Raw genomic sequence first — 19,565 nt, forward strand, 5'->3', positions numbered from 1 at the left:
CGCAGGCCGCGTCACTTCGCCGTGACGCGGCTTCAACGCGGCGTACCCGAATGCCCGATGCCGCCCGGCCGGCGCGGCACGATGCCCGCAACGGAGCGCGGCGCCGCGTTCGCGACCAGAATCATCGACGCGCCGGCGAGACCGCTCGACACATGCTTCAACGCGTGGCCGGCGATCACGTGATGCGTGAGCTCCCATATCTGCCAATCGAGGCTTTCGAAAATTTTCGCGACCCCGTAGAAGACGATCACGAGCGTCCATGCGATCACGCCGTCCACCTTGCGCGTGAGCGTCATGCCGACGATCAGCATGAGCCCGCCGAACTGAAGAATCGCGTAAGGCCACAGGCTGTTGAACACCAGCCAGTAGCCGACGGTGGCGGGCGACACGACCACCATGATCAGCATCGGCGCCCAGCCGACGCGCTGTCCGCTCCACGACGTCCATAGCATCGCGAGGATGCCGGCGAACACGATCGTCATCGGCAGGCGATCCCAGACGAGCGTCTCGTCGTTCGGCGCCATGTGGTAGTAAGCGGAACCGAACGCGGTGAACAGCAGCCCGACCGCGGCGACGACCATGCCGGGGAATTGCGCCGGCTGGTTCGACGCATGCCGCATGACCCAGCGCAAACAGAGCACGCCGGCGATCAGAATGACGACGTTCGACAGCACGTCCGCCGCATGCTGCAGCGGCCCCAGCGAGCGCTGATCGGCGAAGTGGTGATACGCGGCCGGCTGCGCGAGCGGCCATATCATCTGCAGCACGCTGCCCGCCACGAAAAGCAGCACGCTAGCCAGCAGCAAGCGGGAGATCTTCACGTTGCTCGACTCCACAGTGGGGCGAAACGCTCGAAGGCGCCGTGAACCGGACCTTTACGCCTCTTGAGGCCGATGCGCGGCCGGGTTGGCCCCCGTTCGAATTCGCGCAGCCTGCCCGTATCATCGGACAAAGCGCCTGGCGCAACAAGAGCGGCGGGCGGCGCACCGATGGGCATGCGCTCATAGTATTCTTCTCAACCAATGCAAGCTGCGTGCAAGAACGCGCGACCCAAAGGAAGACCCGGACTCCATGCAAGCGCAGACATACCACCCGTCGTTCCCGCATCGTCGATGGAAGGGCGCGCTGTGCGCGCTTCTGTGCGCAAGCCTGCTCGCCGGCTGCGCACGGTTACCGTCGCTCGAGGACCGCAAGGAGTCGCATGCATTATCTCCCGCGGTCGCGGCCACCACGGATCTCGGTCGCGCGGTCGCGCCCGAGCTGGCCGCGCATGCGGGGCTCGCGGGCATTTATCCGCTCGCGGATGCGCATGTTGCGTTTGCCGCGCGCATGGACCTGATCCGTTCCGCGCAACGCACGCTCGACATCCAGTACTACATCTGGCGCGACGATCTGACCGGCACGCTGCTGCTCGAACAGATCCACGAAGCGGCGGACCGGGGCGTGCGGGTGCGCCTGCTGCTCGACGATCTCGGCATCGCGTCCGCGCTCGACCCGACACTCTCGGCGCTCAACTCACATCCGAACATCGAGGTACGCCTGTTCAACCCGTTCGTCGTGCGCAGCCCGAAATTCCTTGGCTTCGTAACCGACTTTTCGCGCGCCAATCGGCGCATGCACAACAAGTCCCTGACCGCCGACGCCACCGCGACGATCCTCGGCGGCCGCAACATCGGCGACGAGTACTTCGATGCCACCGACGGCGTCGTGTTCGCCGACCTCGATGTCCTCGCGATCGGACCGGCCGCGGCCGACGTGTCGCGCGATTTCGACCGCTACTGGGCCAGCGCGTCGGCGTATCCGGTCGACAAGATCCTGCCGCACGAGAGCGTCGATGAGCTGGCCACGCTGGAGCGTGATGCGCAGGCGATCGAACAGGACCCCGCCGCCGCGGAGTACAAGGAAGCGCTGCGCGGTCCGCGCGTCGTGCAGAACCTGCTCGATCACAAGCTGCCGCTCGATTGGGCCAAAACGAAGATGATCAGCGACGACCCCGCGAAAGGCCTGAACGACGCGCCGCCGGAAGCGCTGATTCCGCACCAGCTACGCGAAGTGATGGGCCAGCCGACGAAGTCGCTCGACCTCGTCTCGCCCTACTTCGTGCCGGCGAATACGGGCACGCAGTATCTGAGCGGCCTCGCCGCCCAGGGAGTGGATGTACGCGTGTTGACGAACGCGCTCGAAGCGACCGATGTCGCCGCCGTGCACTCGGGCTATATCAGGCGGCGCGTCGAGTTGCTGCAAGACGGCGTGCACCTGTATGAATTGCGGCGCGTGGCGGGCGTCACCCAGAAGAAAGAACAGTCGCCGGGGCCGTTCGGCAGTTCCGGATCGAGCTTGCATGCGAAAACTTTCATCGTCGATTCCCAGCGGGTTTTCGTCGGTTCGTTCAACTTCGATCCGCGCTCCGCGCATCTGAATACCGAGCTTGGCCTCGTGATCGACAGCCCCGATCTCGCGACGCGGGTCGATCGCAAATTTCTCGCGCTGCTGCCGACAGTCGCGTACGCAGTGCATCTCGACGCCAACGGCAAGTTGTACTGGATCGAAACCAACGACGGTGTCGAAACCCGCCACAACACCGAACCGAACACCACGTGGTACGCGCGACTCGGTGTATGGATGCTGTCGATCATGCCAATTGAGTCGTTGCTATAGAGCGCGGTTCAGAATCGTCGCAAATCGCGATCCCTCAATGGATCGGGCGAGCGCTGCGTCGCGCGCAACACGCCATTGGTGTCGAACGCGAAATTGAACAGCATGTGGTTGATGTTGTTTTCGATGTAGCGGTACGACCAGACTTCGCGTTGCGAGAGCCGGAAAAACTGCGTCTGCACGGGGCGGCCGAAATTGGTCAGCACATCCTCGCGCGTCCATTTGCCGATTTCCGCGCGATTGAATTCGCTCAACTGCAACACTTGCCGCACGCTCACGATCTTGCCTGAAGCGTCGATGTCGGCGGCGACCGTGGTCGACCCCATCGGCTGGGTCGGCCACATCAGCCGGCGGCCGCCTCCGGGCAGGTCATAGGTTTCGCGCGGCGGACCCATGCGGGCGATGATCGCCGCTTGATCCTGGCCAGCCTGGAATTGCTGCCACGGTTGCGCGCAAGCCGCGAGCATCAACGCCGTCAGGCACGTGAGCGCGGCGCGGCGCAAAACCAGTGGCGTGCGTGCGGTACGCGCAACAGCGTTTCGAACGTGGGCGACTCGGGTAAGCATGGTTCCTCCCGTTACGTTCGATCGCGCGTCGATCGGGAAAACCTCACCGTGCACAAGCCAAGGCGACACGGGCTGTGTGCCCGCTCGCCGATGGCTGCACTCAGGTAACCGACGCTTACTGCACGAGCTTCGCGCGCAGACGCGAGTGCTCGTCCGCGGAAATGGAACCGGACGCTTTCAGCTTGTCGAGCTTCTCGATTTCGTCGGCGACACTGAAGCCCACCACATTGCGCAGATCTTCGCGCACCTGCTTGGCCCGCGCCTGATCGCGTTCCGCCATGCCGCGATGTTGCGTGAGCAGATACGCGAAGATGCCGATATACGGCAGGATGATCAGGAAAATTACCCACAGAACCTTGCCCCATCCGGACACGTCATGACGGCGGAACAGGTCACTCGACACCGTGATCAACAGCCAGAACCACAGGATAAAGATGAAGATGGAGAAAACGTCGGCCAGAAAATTCGGGAATGTGAAACCATCATTAAAGAAGAGCATTGTTGTTCTCCAGTCATTCCGGTTGCAATTGAAAGGCGTAACGGATTTCGACCTATGGCTGCCCGCTATGGATGGCGCATACGATTAGCATGGCAGCGCTGAAAATCTACCATGACCGCATGCCGAGTGGGCACGTGCATTCATACTGTATGAAAGACATGCGCATGATGCGGACCTTTTTGTCTTTATAGACTATTCCGATCAAGTAACGCGAGCACTTTTTAAGGATTCCCTTCGATTGGCGATTTCCGACGATCTGGCGATCATGCCGCATGGCATTGGGCATGCATGATGTGAAAACGATGTCAAATGCCAGCGCTATTGCTATGCAAAAAAAATGCCAATTAAAACTGTTTGCGAGATGCATCGATTGAATGGCCCGCCGCCGTTCATTTTCGTCAACAAACCTGAATAAGCCCGGAGCATGCGTCAGCGGCTAGCTAGCCCGGACCACGAGCGCGTCAGCAGGCGCCGCAGCCGGATCGGTCACCTCGATCGTCATATGCGTGAGCGCGCTTTTCGCTGCAAATGCATCGAGCCACTGCCGTGCGAGGCGCGGCAGCACGTGCTGTTCGATAAAGCCGATCAAAAGACGGGCACCGGTCTCCTGCACGAGGCAGCGCCCGACGATGTAGTCGACCACCTCCGACGCATAACTCAGCGCGATGCCGTTGTTGCCCGCGATGCGCCGAACGACTCGATCGAGATGCAAACGCACGATCCGCGCGAGCGAATCCGAGCCCAGCGGACGATACGGCACCAGCGTCACGCGCCCGAGGAAGGCGGCCGGAAACGCCTTCAGCAATTCTGTCGCAAGCGCGGAACGCAGACCGTCAAAATCCGGCGCAAGCATTTCGTCCGCGCATAGGCTCGCGCTCAGATCGGCGCCGACATTGCTGGTCATCAGGATGGTCGTATTGCGGAAATCGATATAGCGACCATCGCCGTCTTCCATGTAGCCCTTGTCCAGCACCTGGTAGAACATTTCGTGCACGTCGCCGTGCGCCTTTTCAATCTCGTCGAGCAGCACGACCGAGTACGGACGTCGGCGCACCGCTTCGGTCAGCACGCCGCCCTCGCCGTAGCCGACGTAGCCCGGCGGCGCGCCCTTGAGTCCCGAGACCGTATGCGCCTCCTGGTATTCGCTCATGTTGATCGTGATGAGATTCTGCTCGCCGCCGTAGAGCGCCTCCGCCAACGCGAGCGCGGTCTCCGTCTTGCCGACGCCGGACGGTCCCGCGAGAAGGAAGACGCCGAGTGGCTTACGCGGGTCCGCGAGCCCGGCACGCGCCGTCTGCACGCGTTCGCCGATCTGCTGCAACGCGTCGTGCTGGCCGATCACGCGCGCCGCCAGCGTGGCGGGCAGCCTCTGAACGGCGCTGACCTCGTCGGTGAGCATGCGTCCGACGGGAATACCGGTCCAGTCGGAGACGATGTCGGCGACGATCGCTTCGCCGACTTCCGGAAACACGAATGGCGCATCCGCCTGCAGGTTCGATAACGTCCGCTCCAGTTCGCGCAACGTCTGCAGCTCGCTCGCCGCGCTATCGCGCGCGTCGGGCTCAGGGCCGCCTTCTGCGGCTCGCGCGCTCACGGCCTCGCGTGCGCCAGCGAGCGCCTTCGCCGCCTCCGACTGGGTCTGCCAGGCGGCTTCGACAACACGTTCCTCGAACTCGAGCGTTGCGATGGCCGCGTTGACGTCGGCCAGCTCGGTCTCGCTGCCAAGCCCGATACGCACCTCGTTACCGAGCAGCCCGGCTTCGACGCGCGCGGCTTGCAACCGCTCGCGAATTCGCTGCAATTCGCGCGGTGGCGCGTGCTGCGATAGCGCGACGCGCGCGCAGGCGGTGTCGAGCAGGCTGATCGCCTTGTCCGGCAACTGACGCGACGGAATATAGCGATGCGACAGTGTCACGGCTGCGCGAATCGCTTCGTCGAGAAGTACGACTCCATGATGGCTCGCGAGCGTGCGCGCGAGTCCGCGGACCATATCGATCGCGCACGGCTCGTCGGGCTCGGCGATCTGCAGCACCTGAAAGCGCCGCGTGAGCGCCGGGTCTTTCTCGATGTGCCGCTTGTACTCGGCCCACGTCGTCGCGCCGATCGTGCGCAACGTGCCGCGGGCGAGCGCCGGTTTGAGCAGGTTTGCCGCGTCGCCGGTGCCGGCCTGACCGCCTGCGCCGATCAGCGTGTGAATCTCGTCGACGAACAGCACGACCGGCGTCGCCGACTTCGCCGCCTCCTCGAGTACCGACTTCAGCCTGGCCTCGAATTCGCCCTTCATGCTCGCGCCGGCAAGCAGCGCACCGACGTCGAGGCTCAACAGCCGCACGTCGGCGAGTTTCGGCGGAACTTCGCCCGCCGCGATCGCGCGCGCGAGCCCTTCGACGACCGCCGTCTTGCCAACCCCGGCGTCGCCGGTCAGAAGCGGATTATTTTGACGCCGCCGCACCAGCACGTCGATCATCGTGCGAATCTCGACTTCGCGGCCAACCACCGGATCGATTTCACCGGCGCGCGCGCGTGCGGTCAGATCCGCGCAAAACTGCGCCTGTGCCGCGCCCTTCGCCGATGCTGCGAGCGCGCCGGACGCCTCGCCCGGCACCGCGGACGAAAAGTCGCTCTGGTCGTACGGGGTGTCCTTCTCTTCGGGGGAACCGTCGATCCACGCCGGCAACGCATCGTGAAGGCCGTCGACGCCAATCTTGCCGAACTCCGGCGAAATGGCCAGCAGCAAGCGCCGCAATTCCGGCGTCTCGACCAGCGCCGCCATCAGCCATGCACCGCGAATCCGCCCGTCGCCGAATGCCAGCGTCGCGACGATCCACGCGCGCTCGATTGCCATCTCGACATGATGCGAAAAATCCGTGAGCGCGCTCGCGCCGGACGGCAGCGCGGCAAGTGCCCTCTGCAGGTCGCGCTCGAGCAGCTCGCGGCTGATGCCGCAGTGTCTGACGATGCGGTGCAGATCGCTATCGGACTGCGCGAGCAGTTGGTGCAGCCAGTGCACCAGTTCGATATACGGGTTGCCGCGCAGCTTGGAAAACGCCGTAGCGGATTCGATGCTCCTGAAAAGCGTCGCACCGAGCTTGCCGAACAACGCGTGGCGTGAAATGGACATGATGAAGTTGCAGGTAAAGATATTTGTTGCGAAAAGGCGTGGCTCTGCCGTGGCATCCGGCATTCCGCGAGCAGGTGTCCGAAAAAGCGTGCTGGCCACACTGATCGAGCGACAAAGGATAGCCGGTCGATCGCTACTTGTATTTGGGCCGTCGCCCATATTCCGCTCGAGGTGCGCGAAGTAGCATTCACCTCTGCCAGATGCCAGCCCGCAGTTTTAGTTGGTGTTCCTTTTATTTCTGCGTCGGGAGAGTCCTTTAACAATGCGCGCTTTACAGTCGGATCTGATTCGCCATTGCATACCGGCCAAGCCACGGGATATCACGCTCGCTGGGACCATTCGCCTTTCGAAGCGAGTGCGCTCAGGACGTTCGCACGAACCATCCAGTCTCTCGCGCTCGTTCGCGCCGTTTCGCGAAACGGTCGCGCCGGCGTGGCGTGTTCGTCTGACGCTGTTCCGAACGCGCATCCCGACTTTCAGCCTATGCCCGATTTGTTGATGAACCCGCATCTCGAAAAAGCGAACGCGCCTGAAGACTCTGTCCCGACACCACCGTCGAGCGCGAATTCGCCCGCGGCCCGGATCGAGCCCGTGCTCACGAAACCGGATGACTTCGGCGACCTGATCGCACTAGCCGACGAGAACGATGACGATCCGCTGCCGTCGCGGCGCGAACCGCATCCAGCAGAACACGGCGGACACGACGGCATGGCAAAGCTTCTGGCAGCCGACATCGATGAAGCGGACCCGCTCGCCGCGCTCACGCTCGAATACCGTGACGCGCTGCTGAACCAGAACAGCGGGAACGCGCCCGAGCCCAAGGCGTCGGCCGAAGCTCAGAGCGAGCCCATCATCGGGTCATCTCCCGATCCATTCGCCGAACTTGTCGATCCGTCGCAAATGGAAACATCCGTGTTCGACCTGCTGACGGAGGGGAAGAACATCGACACCCTGCTCGATGATCTTGACTCGTTCGGTGCCGAGCAGGTTTTCGAGGCGGACCAAACGCACGAGATCCTCGCACTGCTCGCGCCGCGCGGAATTCCCGCACACCGTGCGAGCAGGACCGCGCTGCTCGCACGCGAAGAGCATTACCTGGTGAGCATGGACAGCCACATGGCCATGCCTGAATCGATCGAATACGAAGAGCCTGCATTTTCAGATGAAAATAACCGCTGACCTGCCCAAGTCGGATACTCCAACCCTTAGCAGCCTGCTCGACGCGCAAACCTACGGCGAACTGAAGCAGCAAACCATCGACAAAGTACGCAAGCATCCGTCGAACCTGCGCGAACGCTGGCTGCTGTTCGAGCTTTTGTGCCTCGACGGCGAATGGAACCGCGCGCTACAGCAGTTGCAGACGTGGGCCACGCTCGAGCCGGAAGGTGCGTCGCGCGCCCAGATGTATCGCGGGCTGATCCGCAGCGAGATGTTCCGCGCCGAGGTGTTCGCGGGTCAGCGCACGCCGGGCGAGATCGAGCCGCTGCCCGAGTGGGTGAAATCGCTGCTGCAAGCCAATCTCGAGTTCGGCGAAGGCAACCTCGCCGCCGCCGACGAACTGCGCGGCGCCGCGTTGAACGCCGCGCCGGCCACTCGCGGCGAAAGCACGCAGATCGGCCAATTCGAGTGGCTCACCGATAGCGACAGCCGGCTGGGTCCTGTGTGTGAGCTGACCGTCGCGGGCGGTTATCGCTGGGTGCCGTTCGACTCGATGAAATCGCTGACGCTCGGTCCGGTCACCGCGTTGACCGACCTCGTCTGGCGCTCGGCCGTCGTGGGCCTACGCGACGCGACTGTCCTGCGCGGCTATCTGCCGGTGCGCTATCCCGGCTCGGAAACTGGCTCCGCTGCCACCCGGCTCGCGCGCGAAACTACCTGGAAAGACGTTGGAGAAACGGGCGTGATCGCGCTCGGCCAGAAAACCTGGAGCACCGACAAGGGCGACGTCGGCTTGCTCGACATCGGCGAATGCCGGTTCAATCACGACGAGCACGTATGACCAGGTCCGACGCGCGGCACCGGCAAGCCTATATGCCGTCGCTGATCGACCGCCTGCTCGACGATGCGCCCGCACGGCGCAGCGAGCGGCCCGAGGCCTATGCGCCGAACAGCGAAGGCATGCGCCGCATCATCCAGCGTGATCTGAGCCTGCTGCTCAACACGACGAACCTGGACGACGAAATGGACATCGCGCGCTACCCGATGCTAGCCGAATCGGTCGTCAATTACGGCATCCCCGCGTTGTCCGGAAGCTACCTCGCCAGTCGCAACTGGGAGACCGTCGAGAAGATGGTCCGTAACGCAATCGTGCGCTTCGAGCCACGTCTGATTCCCGAGTCGCTGCGCATCCGGCCGCTCAATAGCGAGAACCCGGTACGCTACAACCAGCTCGTGTTCGAGATTCACGGCCTCATGCGCTGGTCGCCCTATCCACTGGAATTTCGCATCCAGAGCGCTTTCGACATCGAAACGAATCACGTCACATTCGACGCGGACACCGGCAGGGGAAATTGACATGGACCCGCAATTCCTCGACTACTACAGCCGCGAACTGACGTACATGCGGGAAATGGCCGGCGAGTTCGCCGCGCAGCACCCGAAGATCGCGCGCCGCCTTGGCATGGAGGGCATCGACGTCGCCGACCCCTACGTGGAGCGGCTCATCGAGGCATTCTGCTTCATGTCGGCGCGCACGCAGATCAAACTCGACGCCGAGTTTCCGCGGTTTACGCAGCGCCTGCTCGAAGTGGTCTATCCGAATTACGTCGCGCCGACGCCGGCGATCGCCGTCGCGCAGTTGCGTCCGAGCCTGCGTGAAGGCGATTTCACGAAAGGGCTGAAAGTGCCCCGGCATAGCATGCTGCGCTCGGCAATCCCGCCAGGCGAGCAAACCGCATGCGAATTCCGCAGCAGCCAGGACGTCACGCTATGGCCTATCGAGATCGTTGAAGCCCGGCTCACCGCCGTGCCACCGGATATCCCCGACACCGATCGCCATCTGTTGCCGCACGTGCAATTGCGCGGCGCGTTGCGGCTGCGCCTGCGCACAACCGGCGAAGTGAAGTTCAGCCAGATGACGAACTTCGACCGGCTGCCCATCTACATCGGTGGTGACGAACGGATCGCTTCGCATCTGTTCGAGCTGATCCATGCCGGTAGCGTCGCTTCGGTCGTGCGTGCGTATGGTGCGTCGCGCGACGAAGGGCACGTGGTCGCGAAAACCCCGATCGAATTCGAAGGTCTGCAAGCGGAGCAGTGCCTGCTGCCGCTTACCTGGAATACATTTCACGGCCACAATCTGCTGCAGGAATACTTCGCATGCCGCCAGCGCTTCTATTTCTTCGCGCTGACGCAGCTCGCGGCCGGTCTCGCGCGTGTGGACAGCAAGGAGGCGGAGATCGTGCTGCTGCTCGACCGTCTGCCGGAAGAGCTGGCCGCGCACGTGGACGCAGCGCGTTTCCTGCTGTTCTGCACGCCGGTCATCAACCTGTTTCGAAAGCGCACTGATCGCGTGGAAATCAATCGGGCGCAAACCGATTTTCATCTGCTCGCCGACCGCACCCGGCCGCTCGACTATGAGATTTTTTCGGTGTCGCGCGTATTCGGTCAGCGGGCGCAAACATCGCTCGAAGTCGAATTCAATCCGCTTTATCAGACGCTGCATAGCGATGTGGGCAACCACGGCCGCTATTTTTCGGTGCGTCGTGAGCAGCGCGCGCTGTCGGCCAATGCACGCAGGTACGGCACCCGCACGCCGTATATCGGCACCGAGGTCTACGTGTCGCTCGTCGATCAGGCGGAGGCGCCGTACGCTGACGACATCCGCTATCTGTCGGTCGAGGCGTGGGTCACGAACCGTGACCTGCCGCGCCTGATTCCGCGTGACGGCAAAACCGACCTCACGATGTCCGATTCCGTGCCGATCGAAGGCGTGCGCCTCGTGCATGCACCGAGCGCGCCGCGCGCGCCGTACGCGAGCGGCGAAACGGCGTGGCGTCTGATCCGGCAGCTGAGATTCAACTACATGCCGCTCGCCGACCTCGACCACGGCGACGGCGGCCAGGCGCTGCGCAACATGCTCGGCCTCTTCATCGCGCCAGGCGAGCGCGAACAGGCACGGCAAATCGAGGCATTGGTCGGTGCTCGCACCGAACCGGTGGTGCGTCGCTTGCCGGGCGACGGACTGCTCGTCTATGGGCGTGGCGTGCGCTGCGAACTGACGGTCGATGAAACCGGCTTCTCAGGCATCAGCCCGTATCTGTTCGGCCTCGTGCTCGAGCATTACCTCGCGCGCCACGTTTCGATCAACGTGTTCTCCGAAACCGAACTTCGTTCGATGCAACGCGGCCTGATCACCCAATGGCGGCCGCGCATGGGCGGACGCGGAGCGGTATGAGCATGGACGGGACATTGGCGAGCGCCGTCGCACCGACGCGATCATCGCTCGATCCGCAATCGCTCGACGCGTGGTTCGATCCCGACACGCCGTGGCAGTCCGGTTTCCTGAGCCTGCTGCGCGCGATCGCCGCGCGCGACCCGCTGATGCCGTTGCCGGGCAGCGCGAGCCTGCCGCAAGAAGAGCCGTTCCGGATCGGTCAGCAGCCCACATTGGCCTTTGCGCCGCGCGAAATCGCGTCGCTCGGCACGCGAGACGGTCGCCTCGACGTGCGGCTGTTCGGGCTCGGCCTGTGGGGGCCGCAGGGGCCGCTGCCGCTGCATATGACCGAACTGGCGCACAGTCGTGTGGAAAGCTACCAGGATCATGCGCTCGTCGGCCTCGTCGATCTGTTCCATCACCGCGCACTGTCACAGTTTTATCGCGCGTGGGCATCGGGGCAAGCCACCGCGTCGCTCGACCGTGCCGGCGACGAAACGTTTTCGTTCTACGTCGCCAGTCTGATCGGCGTCGACCCGGCCGAGGCGAAGCATTCCTGTCTGCCCACGCACTCGCGTTACAGCGCGGCGGCGCACCTCGTGCGCGAGGCGCGAACGCCGCACGGCATCGAGGCGACGCTCTCGCATTACTTCGGTGTTCCGATGACCATCGAAGAGTTCGTGCCGCACTGGATCCATCTGTGCGCATCGGAACATACGAGGCTCGGCGTGCCGGGGCCCGCGGCGATCATCGGTGAATGCGCGCAGCTCGGCGAGGCCATCCCCGACCGGCAACACAAGTTCCGGCTCGTCGTGGGTCCGCTCGACCTCGATCAGTATCTGCGCCTCACGCCGCACGGCGAGGACTTGCCGACGTTCGTCGAATGGGTGCGGGCCTTCGTCGGCCATGAATACGCGTGGGAGGTCAAGCTGCTCGTCAACCCGCGCGCGGCGCCACCCGCCTGCATCGGCACGTCGCAGAGACTCGGCTACTCGACGTGGCTCGGTGATTCCGTCGACGACCTTCCGGTCGTCGGCATGGTTTTCGAACCTGAACAGTACAACGACCGACCCCGGAGTTCCTTCGCATGAACGCCCACACTCCCGCCGTCGTACTGCGCTACGCCGATCTGCTCGAACCGGTGTCGGCGCACGCGCCTTGCGGTCCCGATCTCGAATACGATCCGGCTTTCGTGATGCTGCAGGCGGCCGCGGCCCCACGCGCCGAAGCGCAGTACGGCGACTTCGTCGACGTGCCGCCAACGGCCAATTGGGCCGACATCGAACGCGATTGCCGCGCGCTGCTGCTGCGCACGAAAGACATCCGCCTCGCGGTGATCCTGCTGCGTTGTCGAACCCGGCTCGACGGCGCGGCCGGCCTGCGCGATGGCCTGGCTTTGCTGATGGCGATGCTCGAATGCCATGGCGAAGCGCTCCACCCGCTGCCGGTGTTCGAAGGCGAACGAGACCCGGCGATGTTCGCCAACGCGATCGGCGGACTCGTCGAACCGGATGGCATGCTGGCCGATGCGCGCGACATCCCGATGCCAAGGGCGGCCGGGCTGCAACTGCATTTGCGCGACATCGAAAAATCGTTCGCGACGCCGCGCCAGAAGGACGCGCTCGCTCCTGAATCCGTCGCCCGCTTGCTAAAGGAATGGTGGGGCCGACGCGACGCGGCGCTTGCCGCATTGGTCGAAGCGCAGTGTCTGACGCAGCGCATCGCCGCTTGGTGCGATGAGACGCTCGGCTTCGATGCGCCCGATCTCGGCTCGTTGTCCCGAGCGCTGCAGCCTTTCGCGCAGCATCGGGTGGACGGTGGCGGCGCATCCGGGCCGACGCCCGTGCCCGCTCGAGCCGTCAATGAACAGGACAACGACACTGCGCATGGACCGGCGCCGGCTAGCGTCGCTGCGGCAACGCTACCGCGGTCCGACGCGCCGGCCGATCCGCCAATCACCGCGCCGTGTCCAATGGATCGCTGGAACGCGCTCGCAGCCATTCAGGGGACACGCATGTGGTTCGAGCAAAACGAACCGAGCAGTCCGGTCATTGTCTTGCTGCGCCAGTCGGAGCGAATGGTGGGCAAACGGTTTTCAGAACTCGCCCATATCATTCCCGCCGATTTACTCGCTACATGGGATGAGTTCGACGGTTGAGGCAACTCGCGCGCATCTGCGCAATTTCTCCGCTGTCGGCCCCTACGGTCCGCCGGTCAACCAACATCCTCCAATGAAAAGACTCGTCCAATTTTTTATCCTGGTTTGCTTCGCGATGCCCCATTTCGCGTTCGCGATCTGCACCCAGTTGAAGCCTGCGCAAGTTTCCGAACTGCTGTCTCAAGGCTACCTCGCGGGACAGACCATACTGGTCAACGTACCGTTCCGGGAAAGCTCGGTATCGATCGACCCGGCGTTGCCGGTCGGCTCGGTGATCGCCACCGGCTTCTCGCCGGCTTACGCTACCTATGCGAACTTCGCGGATTGCACCAACGGAGGCACAGTATCCATACACTATTCCAACGCAACGCCGTCCGTTGTAGCTGGGGGTATCGTCTATAACACCAACGTCCCAGGAATCGGCTTTCGTTTGACCTATCTTCGCGCGACCGGCGTGAATTCGCCTCTCCCGTTTACGCCTTCCTTTGCCGCCGGCGAACCCAATCAGGTTATCTATGGCCGCTTCGGCATCGGCTCGCAATTCGAGATCGAACTGGTCAAAACGGGCGACATTGCAAGCAACGTCAACGTGATGCTCAGCACCATCGGAGCCGGTGTCGCCCAGGGTGACGGCCGTCAGGTCGTGACGATCACAGGCGGCAGCATCAACGTCAAGGTTCTTCCAAGTTGCTCGGTCAATACCAGCACACTGAACATCGATTTCGGCACGTTCGGCCCGAGCGATGTATCGACCACAAGCGGGCCGACCCGGCCAGTCGACTTTACGGTGCTCTGCACCGGCCCCACGCCACCGGCTTCGATCACCGCTGCACTTTCCGGAACCCCCGATACCGAAGATAGCAGCATGCTGAAGAACACCGGCGCGACGCATCTCGCGATTCGTTTGCGGGACGTTGCAAGCAAAACAGTTTTCCGGCCCAACGATCCGTCGAGCACCCTCGTCCATACCCCGCAGGGCGCGATGCAATCGCCGTTCGCACTAGAGGCGACCGTGCTGCGCGTCGGCACAGCGACACCAACCGCCGGCAAGATCCAGGCAACCGCAACAGTCACGATGACCATTCTTTAAACCGACTATCAACGGCAAACGTCTACCAGAAGCAACTAGCATGACCGAGATACCCGTCGCACCGCCGAACTCGATCTTCGTGCAAATCGCGAGCTATCGCGACCCGCAGTTGGTCCCTACCCTGCTGGATTTGATCGACAAAGCCGGCAGGCCGAATCTGCTGAGGATCATCGTCTGCTGGCAGCATGCGCACGACGAAACGATGATCCAGTTCTGGCAGCAGGGCTTTGGCGATTGGCGAGCCGAACAGACCGGCAACTGGACGATCCACCATCTCGGTCATCGCGAAGCGAAGATCGAATTGATCGACGTCCCTCACATGATGACGCAGGGCGCATGTTGGGCCCGCAATCTGGTCCAGCAGCGATACGGTGGCGAGCGCTACACACTGCAACTCGACTCGCACCACCGCTTCGTCGACGGATGGGACACGCTCGCAATCGAGATGCTGGAGTCGCTACGCGATGAAAGCCCGAAACCGGTTTTGACCGCTTACCTTCCGATGTACGACCCCGAAAACGACGATGCTCGATCGAGCGACGAGCCGAGGATATTGGCCTATGCGAGGTTTTCGAAGGAAGGGGTCGTCCTGTTCCGCTCGAGAACACTTTCCGACTGGAGAACGCGCATTCGCCCGGTCCGTTCGCGCTTCTTCAGCGCACACTTCGCATTTGCCGACGGCCACTTTGCCGAAGTGGTCCAGCACGATCCCGACTATTTCTTTCACGGCGAGGAGATCTCGCTTGCGGTCCGAGCGTTCACGCACGGCTATGACCTGTACAGTCCGCACAGGCTGATCGGGTGGCACGAATATCTGCGTTCATATCGCGTCAAGATGTGGAACGACCACAGTCACGAGGCCAAGGAACGGGGTGAGATCGGCGAGCCTTGGCACGAGCGCAACGAGCGCTCATTGCAGCGCAATCGTGCACTGCTCGGTATCGACGGACAAACGCTGGCTGACGCCGAGTTCGGCAAGTATGGACTCGGGGCCGAACGCACGCTCGCCGATTACGAGGCCTACGCGGGCATCAGCTTCAAGTGGCGCGGAGTCCAACAGTCGGTATTGAACGACGATCCACCCACCCCGGGCTCTCAGCGTCCCGACGAAGCGACATGGCAGGCCTCTCTGCTACGCGCAAACGACGTCCGCGTGTGCGTACATCGGAATGGATTCGACAGGCATGTGAGCATACCCGGCGTCGAGCACGCGTTGCTGGCCGCAACGTCGGTTGCCGTCGTGATCTACGACAACGGCGAGACGGAACTACGCCGCGAAACCGTCGACGCCAGCGGTCTGTCCCGATGCCGGAAAAACGATTGGCTCGATTTTCATGTGACTTTCGAATCAGAACTTGGCCGGGTCCCAGCCAGCTACGTCGTGGAGTTGTTCGACGACGCCGGCAACGTATTGAGCCGGGTCAGACGCGCCAGCGATGCATGATGCGTCCGCGACTACGACGCACGGAGACGCCTCCGGCGTCGCGCGGCCGAGAGGATTGCACCACGTCAGCGGATTCGGCGCGTAGCGGTACGGACTGCCTCCGGGTTCGCCGTTGCGATCGGGGCTGATGTAGCGGCCCGCATGAGGATCATAAAAACGCGCACCGTTGCAATACAGCATGGTTTCATCGTCGGCGTATTGGCCGGCATAGCGAAGTGGCTGCGCAAACGCGTCGCTGCTTTGCCACTCCGGCGTCACGAGACTGCCCCACGCACGATAACGCCCACGCCATACGACCCGGCCAGTCTCGTCCGTGAGCGCGACGGCCGTACCGGCGACGTCCGTGTGATAGTGATAGACCTGCGTCCTTTTGATCGCACCATCATCGGTGAGGGCCTGGTCCACGCAAGCGAGCGGCGCGAAGCCGGTTGAGCCGTCGGGTTCGGGTTGATACAGGTAGGTGCGCAGTTCCATCGCGCGGCGCTGCTGGATCAGTCTGTGTCCTTGCCATACATAGCGCGTGACCTCGTCGCGCTCCGGCATCGATAGCTGCTGCATGCGCCGTGGCGCAGTGGATTCGACACGCTTGGCGATACGCCGACCGATTGCGTCGTACTGATAGCGCACGGTATAGCCCTGGCGATGCGCGGCGATGATGCGCCCCTCCGCATCCCAATCAAGCGATAGCGTATGGTCGCGACCACTTCTACGCACCAATTGTCCCCACACATCGTAGTCGTAACGATGTCCGCGGCATTCCCGTAACCGGTGGTCCGGATACACGGCCGGGAACCAGCTGCCGCCAGGCGTATCGAGCAGATTGCCGGCGGCGTCCCACGTGAAATACTCGATGTCCCCGTTCTCCGACACCGAGCGCAACAGACACCCACGCCGGTCGTAGTCGTACCACATCTGACCGTCGCGCTCGCCGCCCGTCCTGACGATCAGGTCAGCGGGACTGTAATCGACTTCGCGCCACAATTCGGTGACAGGTTCTGTCGCGGAGCCCGGCGTATCCACGTCGCGCCCCGTCACCGAGCGCCACCACACCGGCAAGCCGAGCGGCGAAAAGCCCGTATGCGTACGCAAGCGACCTTGCGTGCGCGCAACCGGACGCCTCATCGCGTCATACCAGAAGCGCGCAATCTGCCGTTCGCCCAGTTCGATGAACGCGATGTCGCCGGTTTCGAAGCGGCGCGTACGCAGCTCCTGCCCCTGCGGCAGCTGAGTCGCGACAATGCGGCCAGCGGCGTCGTAGGTGTAACGCAGTGTGCCGTTTGCGCCGTGCTCGGCGATCAGACGTCCGCCGGCGTCGTGTTCGAAGCGGATCTCATCCGCTCCGATACCGAGTAGCTCGCCTTCCGGTGTCGGCTCGCGGATCACGCGGTCGAGCAATCCGCCCGGTCCGTAGTGGTACATATAGCGGCTATGCGGGGTTTCGCGCTGGATCAGCCGGCCCGCACGGTCGTAGTCGAACGTTTCGCAACGCTGTTGCTCGCCCGCCTTCCACGTGAGACAACGGACCTGCCCGCTAGCCGCATAGTCGAAGCTGCGTTGCACGCCATCGGCGTCCGCGATCGACAGGCAACTGCTCGCATTCCACCGAAGCACCTGCACCGCGCCGTTCGCGCTTTCGATTCGAACCGGACGCCCATGCGCATCGTACCGACGCACGATCACGTGACCTTCTTCGTCGACCGCGCGTACGACGTTGCCTCGCCGGTCTCGATGCCAGTGCCGGCATCGGCCACTCGGGCCAACGAACGACGTGCGCTTGCCAGCCGCATTCCACTCATGACGCTCGGCCTGTCCGTCCGGACGTGTGATGGTCAACGGCCGGCCGAGGCCATCGCGCTCGATTCGCGTGACGCCGTCGAGCGCGTCGGTCAGGCTGACGACGTAACCGTTGACGTCATACTCGTAGCGCGTCGTGCTCCCGCCGACTCCAGTGCGACATGTCACCTGTCCCCACGCGTTATGCGCGAAGGTGGTGGCGCCTCCGTGCGCATCCGTCGAGCGTACGACATCGCCAGCGTCGCCATATTCGAAACGCGTGAATTCTCCCGACGGGGTTTGATAGTGCAACGGCTGCAGGCGATCGTTGCGTGCCCACGTCCACGCACGGCCATCGCTCAACGCGACCGACACGGGCTCGCGTGACGCAAACGCATACTGCGTCGAGCGGGTGGCGCCCTGCGGGTCCGTCTCGCACGCGACGCGTCCGAGCGCATCGTATTCGATGCGAACCTCCCGCTCGCCGGGCAGTTGCAGTGTGACCGGCGCGACGGCGGCATCGTGGCCGAACCGGTAGCGTCGGCCGTCGAAGTCGGTGTGCGACAGCGCGCGGCCGTGGTCGTCGTACTGCCAATGCGCCGCGTTGCCGAAGACATCGCTGACCTCACTGATCTGACTATCGAAGTCGTAGGCGAAGCGATCACGCGCGCCTTCCGACGTAACTCGTCGAACCACGCGCGCGGCGCCGCCGATCGTCTGCCATACGTAGCGTGTCGCCATGCCGAGCGCGTCTGCGTCTTCGACGATCCGCCCATCGCGGTATGCAAAGCGACGCACGATTTCCCCGACCCGGTTGCGCACCTCGGTGAGTTCGCCATGCTGGCTGTAGCCATACTGGACCAGCGCGCCGGTGGGACCGCCGTCGACACACTCGACAGCGCTCAAACGCGGTCCCATCCGCGCTTCATAGTGCATGCGCAGTTCGTGTCCGCAGGTCCCACGCATGCGCAGCAAGCGCCCGTCTGGGTCCCAGATCAGGCCGATCCGCTGCTGACGCAGATCCTCGACGTATTTGAGCCGTGCGATTCCGTTCGCGTCGAAATCGCCGAACATGCGGTAGTGCGGCGTCAGATCCGCAACGACGAGGCGTCCGTCGCTCAGATGCGCGATGTGCAATTGCGCAGCCGACGCAATCACCTGCGTCCCCGGCTCGGGAAACGGCACGCTGAGCGTGCTGCCGTATTCGTCGGTATAGAGCAGTTGATCGTCGCGCTTGTGCAGCGTGACTTCCCAGTTCGTGCGCCAGCCGACGCCGAGCAGTCCGAGCGCGTGCTGCGCGCTCGAATAGCAACGCGACCATCCGAGCGGAAGGCGGCCTCGCAGCCTGAAGTCGGTTTCGTCGGCAGGCAGGCAGATTTTGCTGCCGCTGATCACATCGACCGAGCCGCACAGAATGCCAGACAGCGCACGGCGTATCCGAAAGCGGTCGACCAGGTCGCCGAGCCGCTCACAGCGATCGAGCAACGGTCCGACACAGGCGACGGGCAATACGACGCCGGGCAGGCCGAGCAGCTCGCCGCCGATTCCCGCGAGTCCCGTCGTCACGTGGCCACCATCGTCATCATGAACCGATGCGCACGTCTGGCGAGCCAGCGGAACACACCGCGCCACACGAAACCTGGCCGCCAACCAATGCCGCCGGCACGTTGTTGATCAATACCGTGCCCGAACCCGCGACCACAGCTTGCGAGCCCGGGTGCAGTGTGCAAACGGCAGAACTCATACCGACGAGCGCCGCAGGCATTTGATTGATGAAGACCGTCGGGGAACCCCCAGCGATCGAACCGCCATGTCCGATCGCATCGCCTTTGCGAGCCGCTGGAAACATGATCGATCTTCTCCCAATGAAAATTGAAAGACCGT

The 19,565-nt window shown here is 63.4% G+C and carries 15 protein-coding genes; 9 read left to right on the plus strand and 6 right to left on the minus strand.

Features of this window, described 5'->3' with window-relative positions; translation table 11 throughout:
* Window positions 1-32: 32 nt before the first annotated feature.
* Entirely contained in the window at window positions 33-821 is a 789-nt protein-coding gene (locus tag AB3X89_RS07470) for a hypothetical protein (RefSeq protein WP_368582585.1), read from the minus strand.
* Window positions 822-1,071: 250 nt separating this feature from the next.
* Between AB3X89_RS07470 and AB3X89_RS07475 the strand changes: the two genes are divergently transcribed.
* Window positions 1,072-2,658 (plus strand): phospholipase D family protein, encoded by a 1,587-nt coding sequence (locus tag AB3X89_RS07475; protein WP_368582586.1) that lies wholly within the window; start codon window positions 1,072-1,074, stop codon window positions 2,656-2,658.
* Window positions 2,659-2,666: 8 nt separating this feature from the next.
* Here AB3X89_RS07475 and AB3X89_RS07480 read toward each other — a convergent pair whose 3' ends face one another.
* The 3 genes from AB3X89_RS07480 to tssH form a co-directional block, all read right to left on the minus strand.
* A complete protein-coding gene (locus AB3X89_RS07480) occupies window positions 2,667-3,221 on the minus strand; it encodes a hypothetical protein (protein WP_368582587.1) in 555 nt (184 codons plus the stop codon).
* Window positions 3,222-3,336: 115 nt separating this feature from the next.
* A complete protein-coding gene (locus tag AB3X89_RS07485) occupies window positions 3,337-3,720 on the minus strand; it encodes a PLDc N-terminal domain-containing protein (RefSeq protein ID WP_013093882.1) in 384 nt (127 codons plus the stop codon).
* 436 nt (window positions 3,721-4,156) lie between these two features.
* Window positions 4,157-6,841 carry a type VI secretion system ATPase TssH gene (gene tssH, locus AB3X89_RS07490; RefSeq protein ID WP_368582588.1) on the minus strand — a complete coding sequence of 895 codons (2,685 nt, stop codon included), beginning with the start codon at window positions 6,839-6,841 and terminating at the stop codon, window positions 4,157-4,159.
* Between the two features lie 498 nt (window positions 6,842-7,339).
* Here tssH and AB3X89_RS07495 point away from each other — a divergent pair, with 498 nt between their 5' ends.
* Genes AB3X89_RS07495 through AB3X89_RS07530 form a run of 8 tightly spaced genes read left to right on the plus strand, consistent with a single transcriptional unit; the run spans window position 7,340 to window position 15,908 of the window.
* Window positions 7,340-8,020: a TagK domain-containing protein gene (locus tag AB3X89_RS07495; RefSeq protein ID WP_368582589.1), complete on the plus strand. Its 681-nt coding sequence runs from the start codon at window positions 7,340-7,342 to the stop codon at window positions 8,018-8,020.
* Entirely contained in the window at window positions 8,004-8,840 is an 837-nt protein-coding gene (locus AB3X89_RS07500; RefSeq protein WP_368582590.1) for a type VI secretion system accessory protein TagJ, read from the plus strand. Before AB3X89_RS07495 ends, AB3X89_RS07500 begins: the two co-directional genes overlap by 17 nt.
* On the plus strand, window positions 8,837-9,355 hold the full coding sequence (tssE, locus tag AB3X89_RS07505) for a type VI secretion system baseplate subunit TssE (protein WP_368582591.1): 519 nt from the start codon (window positions 8,837-8,839) through the stop codon (window positions 9,353-9,355). Before AB3X89_RS07500 ends, tssE begins: the two co-directional genes overlap by 4 nt.
* A gap of 1 nt (window position 9,356) precedes the next feature.
* Window positions 9,357-11,237, plus strand: a complete 1,881-nt coding sequence (tssF, locus tag AB3X89_RS07510) for a type VI secretion system baseplate subunit TssF (protein WP_368582592.1) — start codon at window positions 9,357-9,359, stop codon at window positions 11,235-11,237.
* Window positions 11,238-11,239: 2 nt separating this feature from the next.
* On the plus strand, window positions 11,240-12,307 hold the full coding sequence (gene tssG / locus AB3X89_RS07515; RefSeq protein WP_368582593.1) for a type VI secretion system baseplate subunit TssG: 1,068 nt from the start codon (window positions 11,240-11,242) through the stop codon (window positions 12,305-12,307).
* Window positions 12,304-13,374 carry an ImpA family type VI secretion system protein gene (locus tag AB3X89_RS07520; protein WP_368582594.1) on the plus strand — a complete coding sequence of 357 codons (1,071 nt, stop codon included), beginning with the start codon at window positions 12,304-12,306 and terminating at the stop codon, window positions 13,372-13,374. The genes tssG and AB3X89_RS07520 overlap by 4 nt, the downstream gene beginning before the upstream one ends.
* A complete protein-coding gene (locus AB3X89_RS07525; protein WP_368582595.1) occupies window positions 13,358-14,464 on the plus strand; it encodes a fimbrial protein in 1,107 nt (368 codons plus the stop codon). Before AB3X89_RS07520 ends, AB3X89_RS07525 begins: the two co-directional genes overlap by 17 nt.
* Window positions 14,465-14,504: 40 nt before the next feature.
* Entirely contained in the window at window positions 14,505-15,908 is a 1,404-nt protein-coding gene (locus tag AB3X89_RS07530) for a GlcNAc-transferase family protein (protein WP_368582596.1), read from the plus strand.
* On the opposite strand, the gene AB3X89_RS07535 is transcribed toward AB3X89_RS07530, so the two are convergent.
* Window positions 15,813-19,247, minus strand: coding sequence for an RHS repeat-associated core domain-containing protein (locus tag AB3X89_RS07535; protein ID WP_368582597.1), 3,435 nt, complete (start codon window positions 19,245-19,247; stop codon window positions 15,813-15,815). The genes AB3X89_RS07530 and AB3X89_RS07535 overlap by 96 nt on opposite strands.
* Before the next feature lie 16 nt (window positions 19,248-19,263).
* Entirely contained in the window at window positions 19,264-19,530 is a 267-nt protein-coding gene (locus AB3X89_RS07540; protein ID WP_368582691.1) for a PAAR domain-containing protein, read from the minus strand.
* Between the last annotated feature and the right edge of the window lie 35 nt (window positions 19,531-19,565).

This window comes from Paraburkholderia sp. BR14320 (genome assembly GCF_040948665.1).
Classification (GTDB): Bacteria; Pseudomonadota; Gammaproteobacteria; order Burkholderiales; family Burkholderiaceae; genus Paraburkholderia; species Paraburkholderia youngii.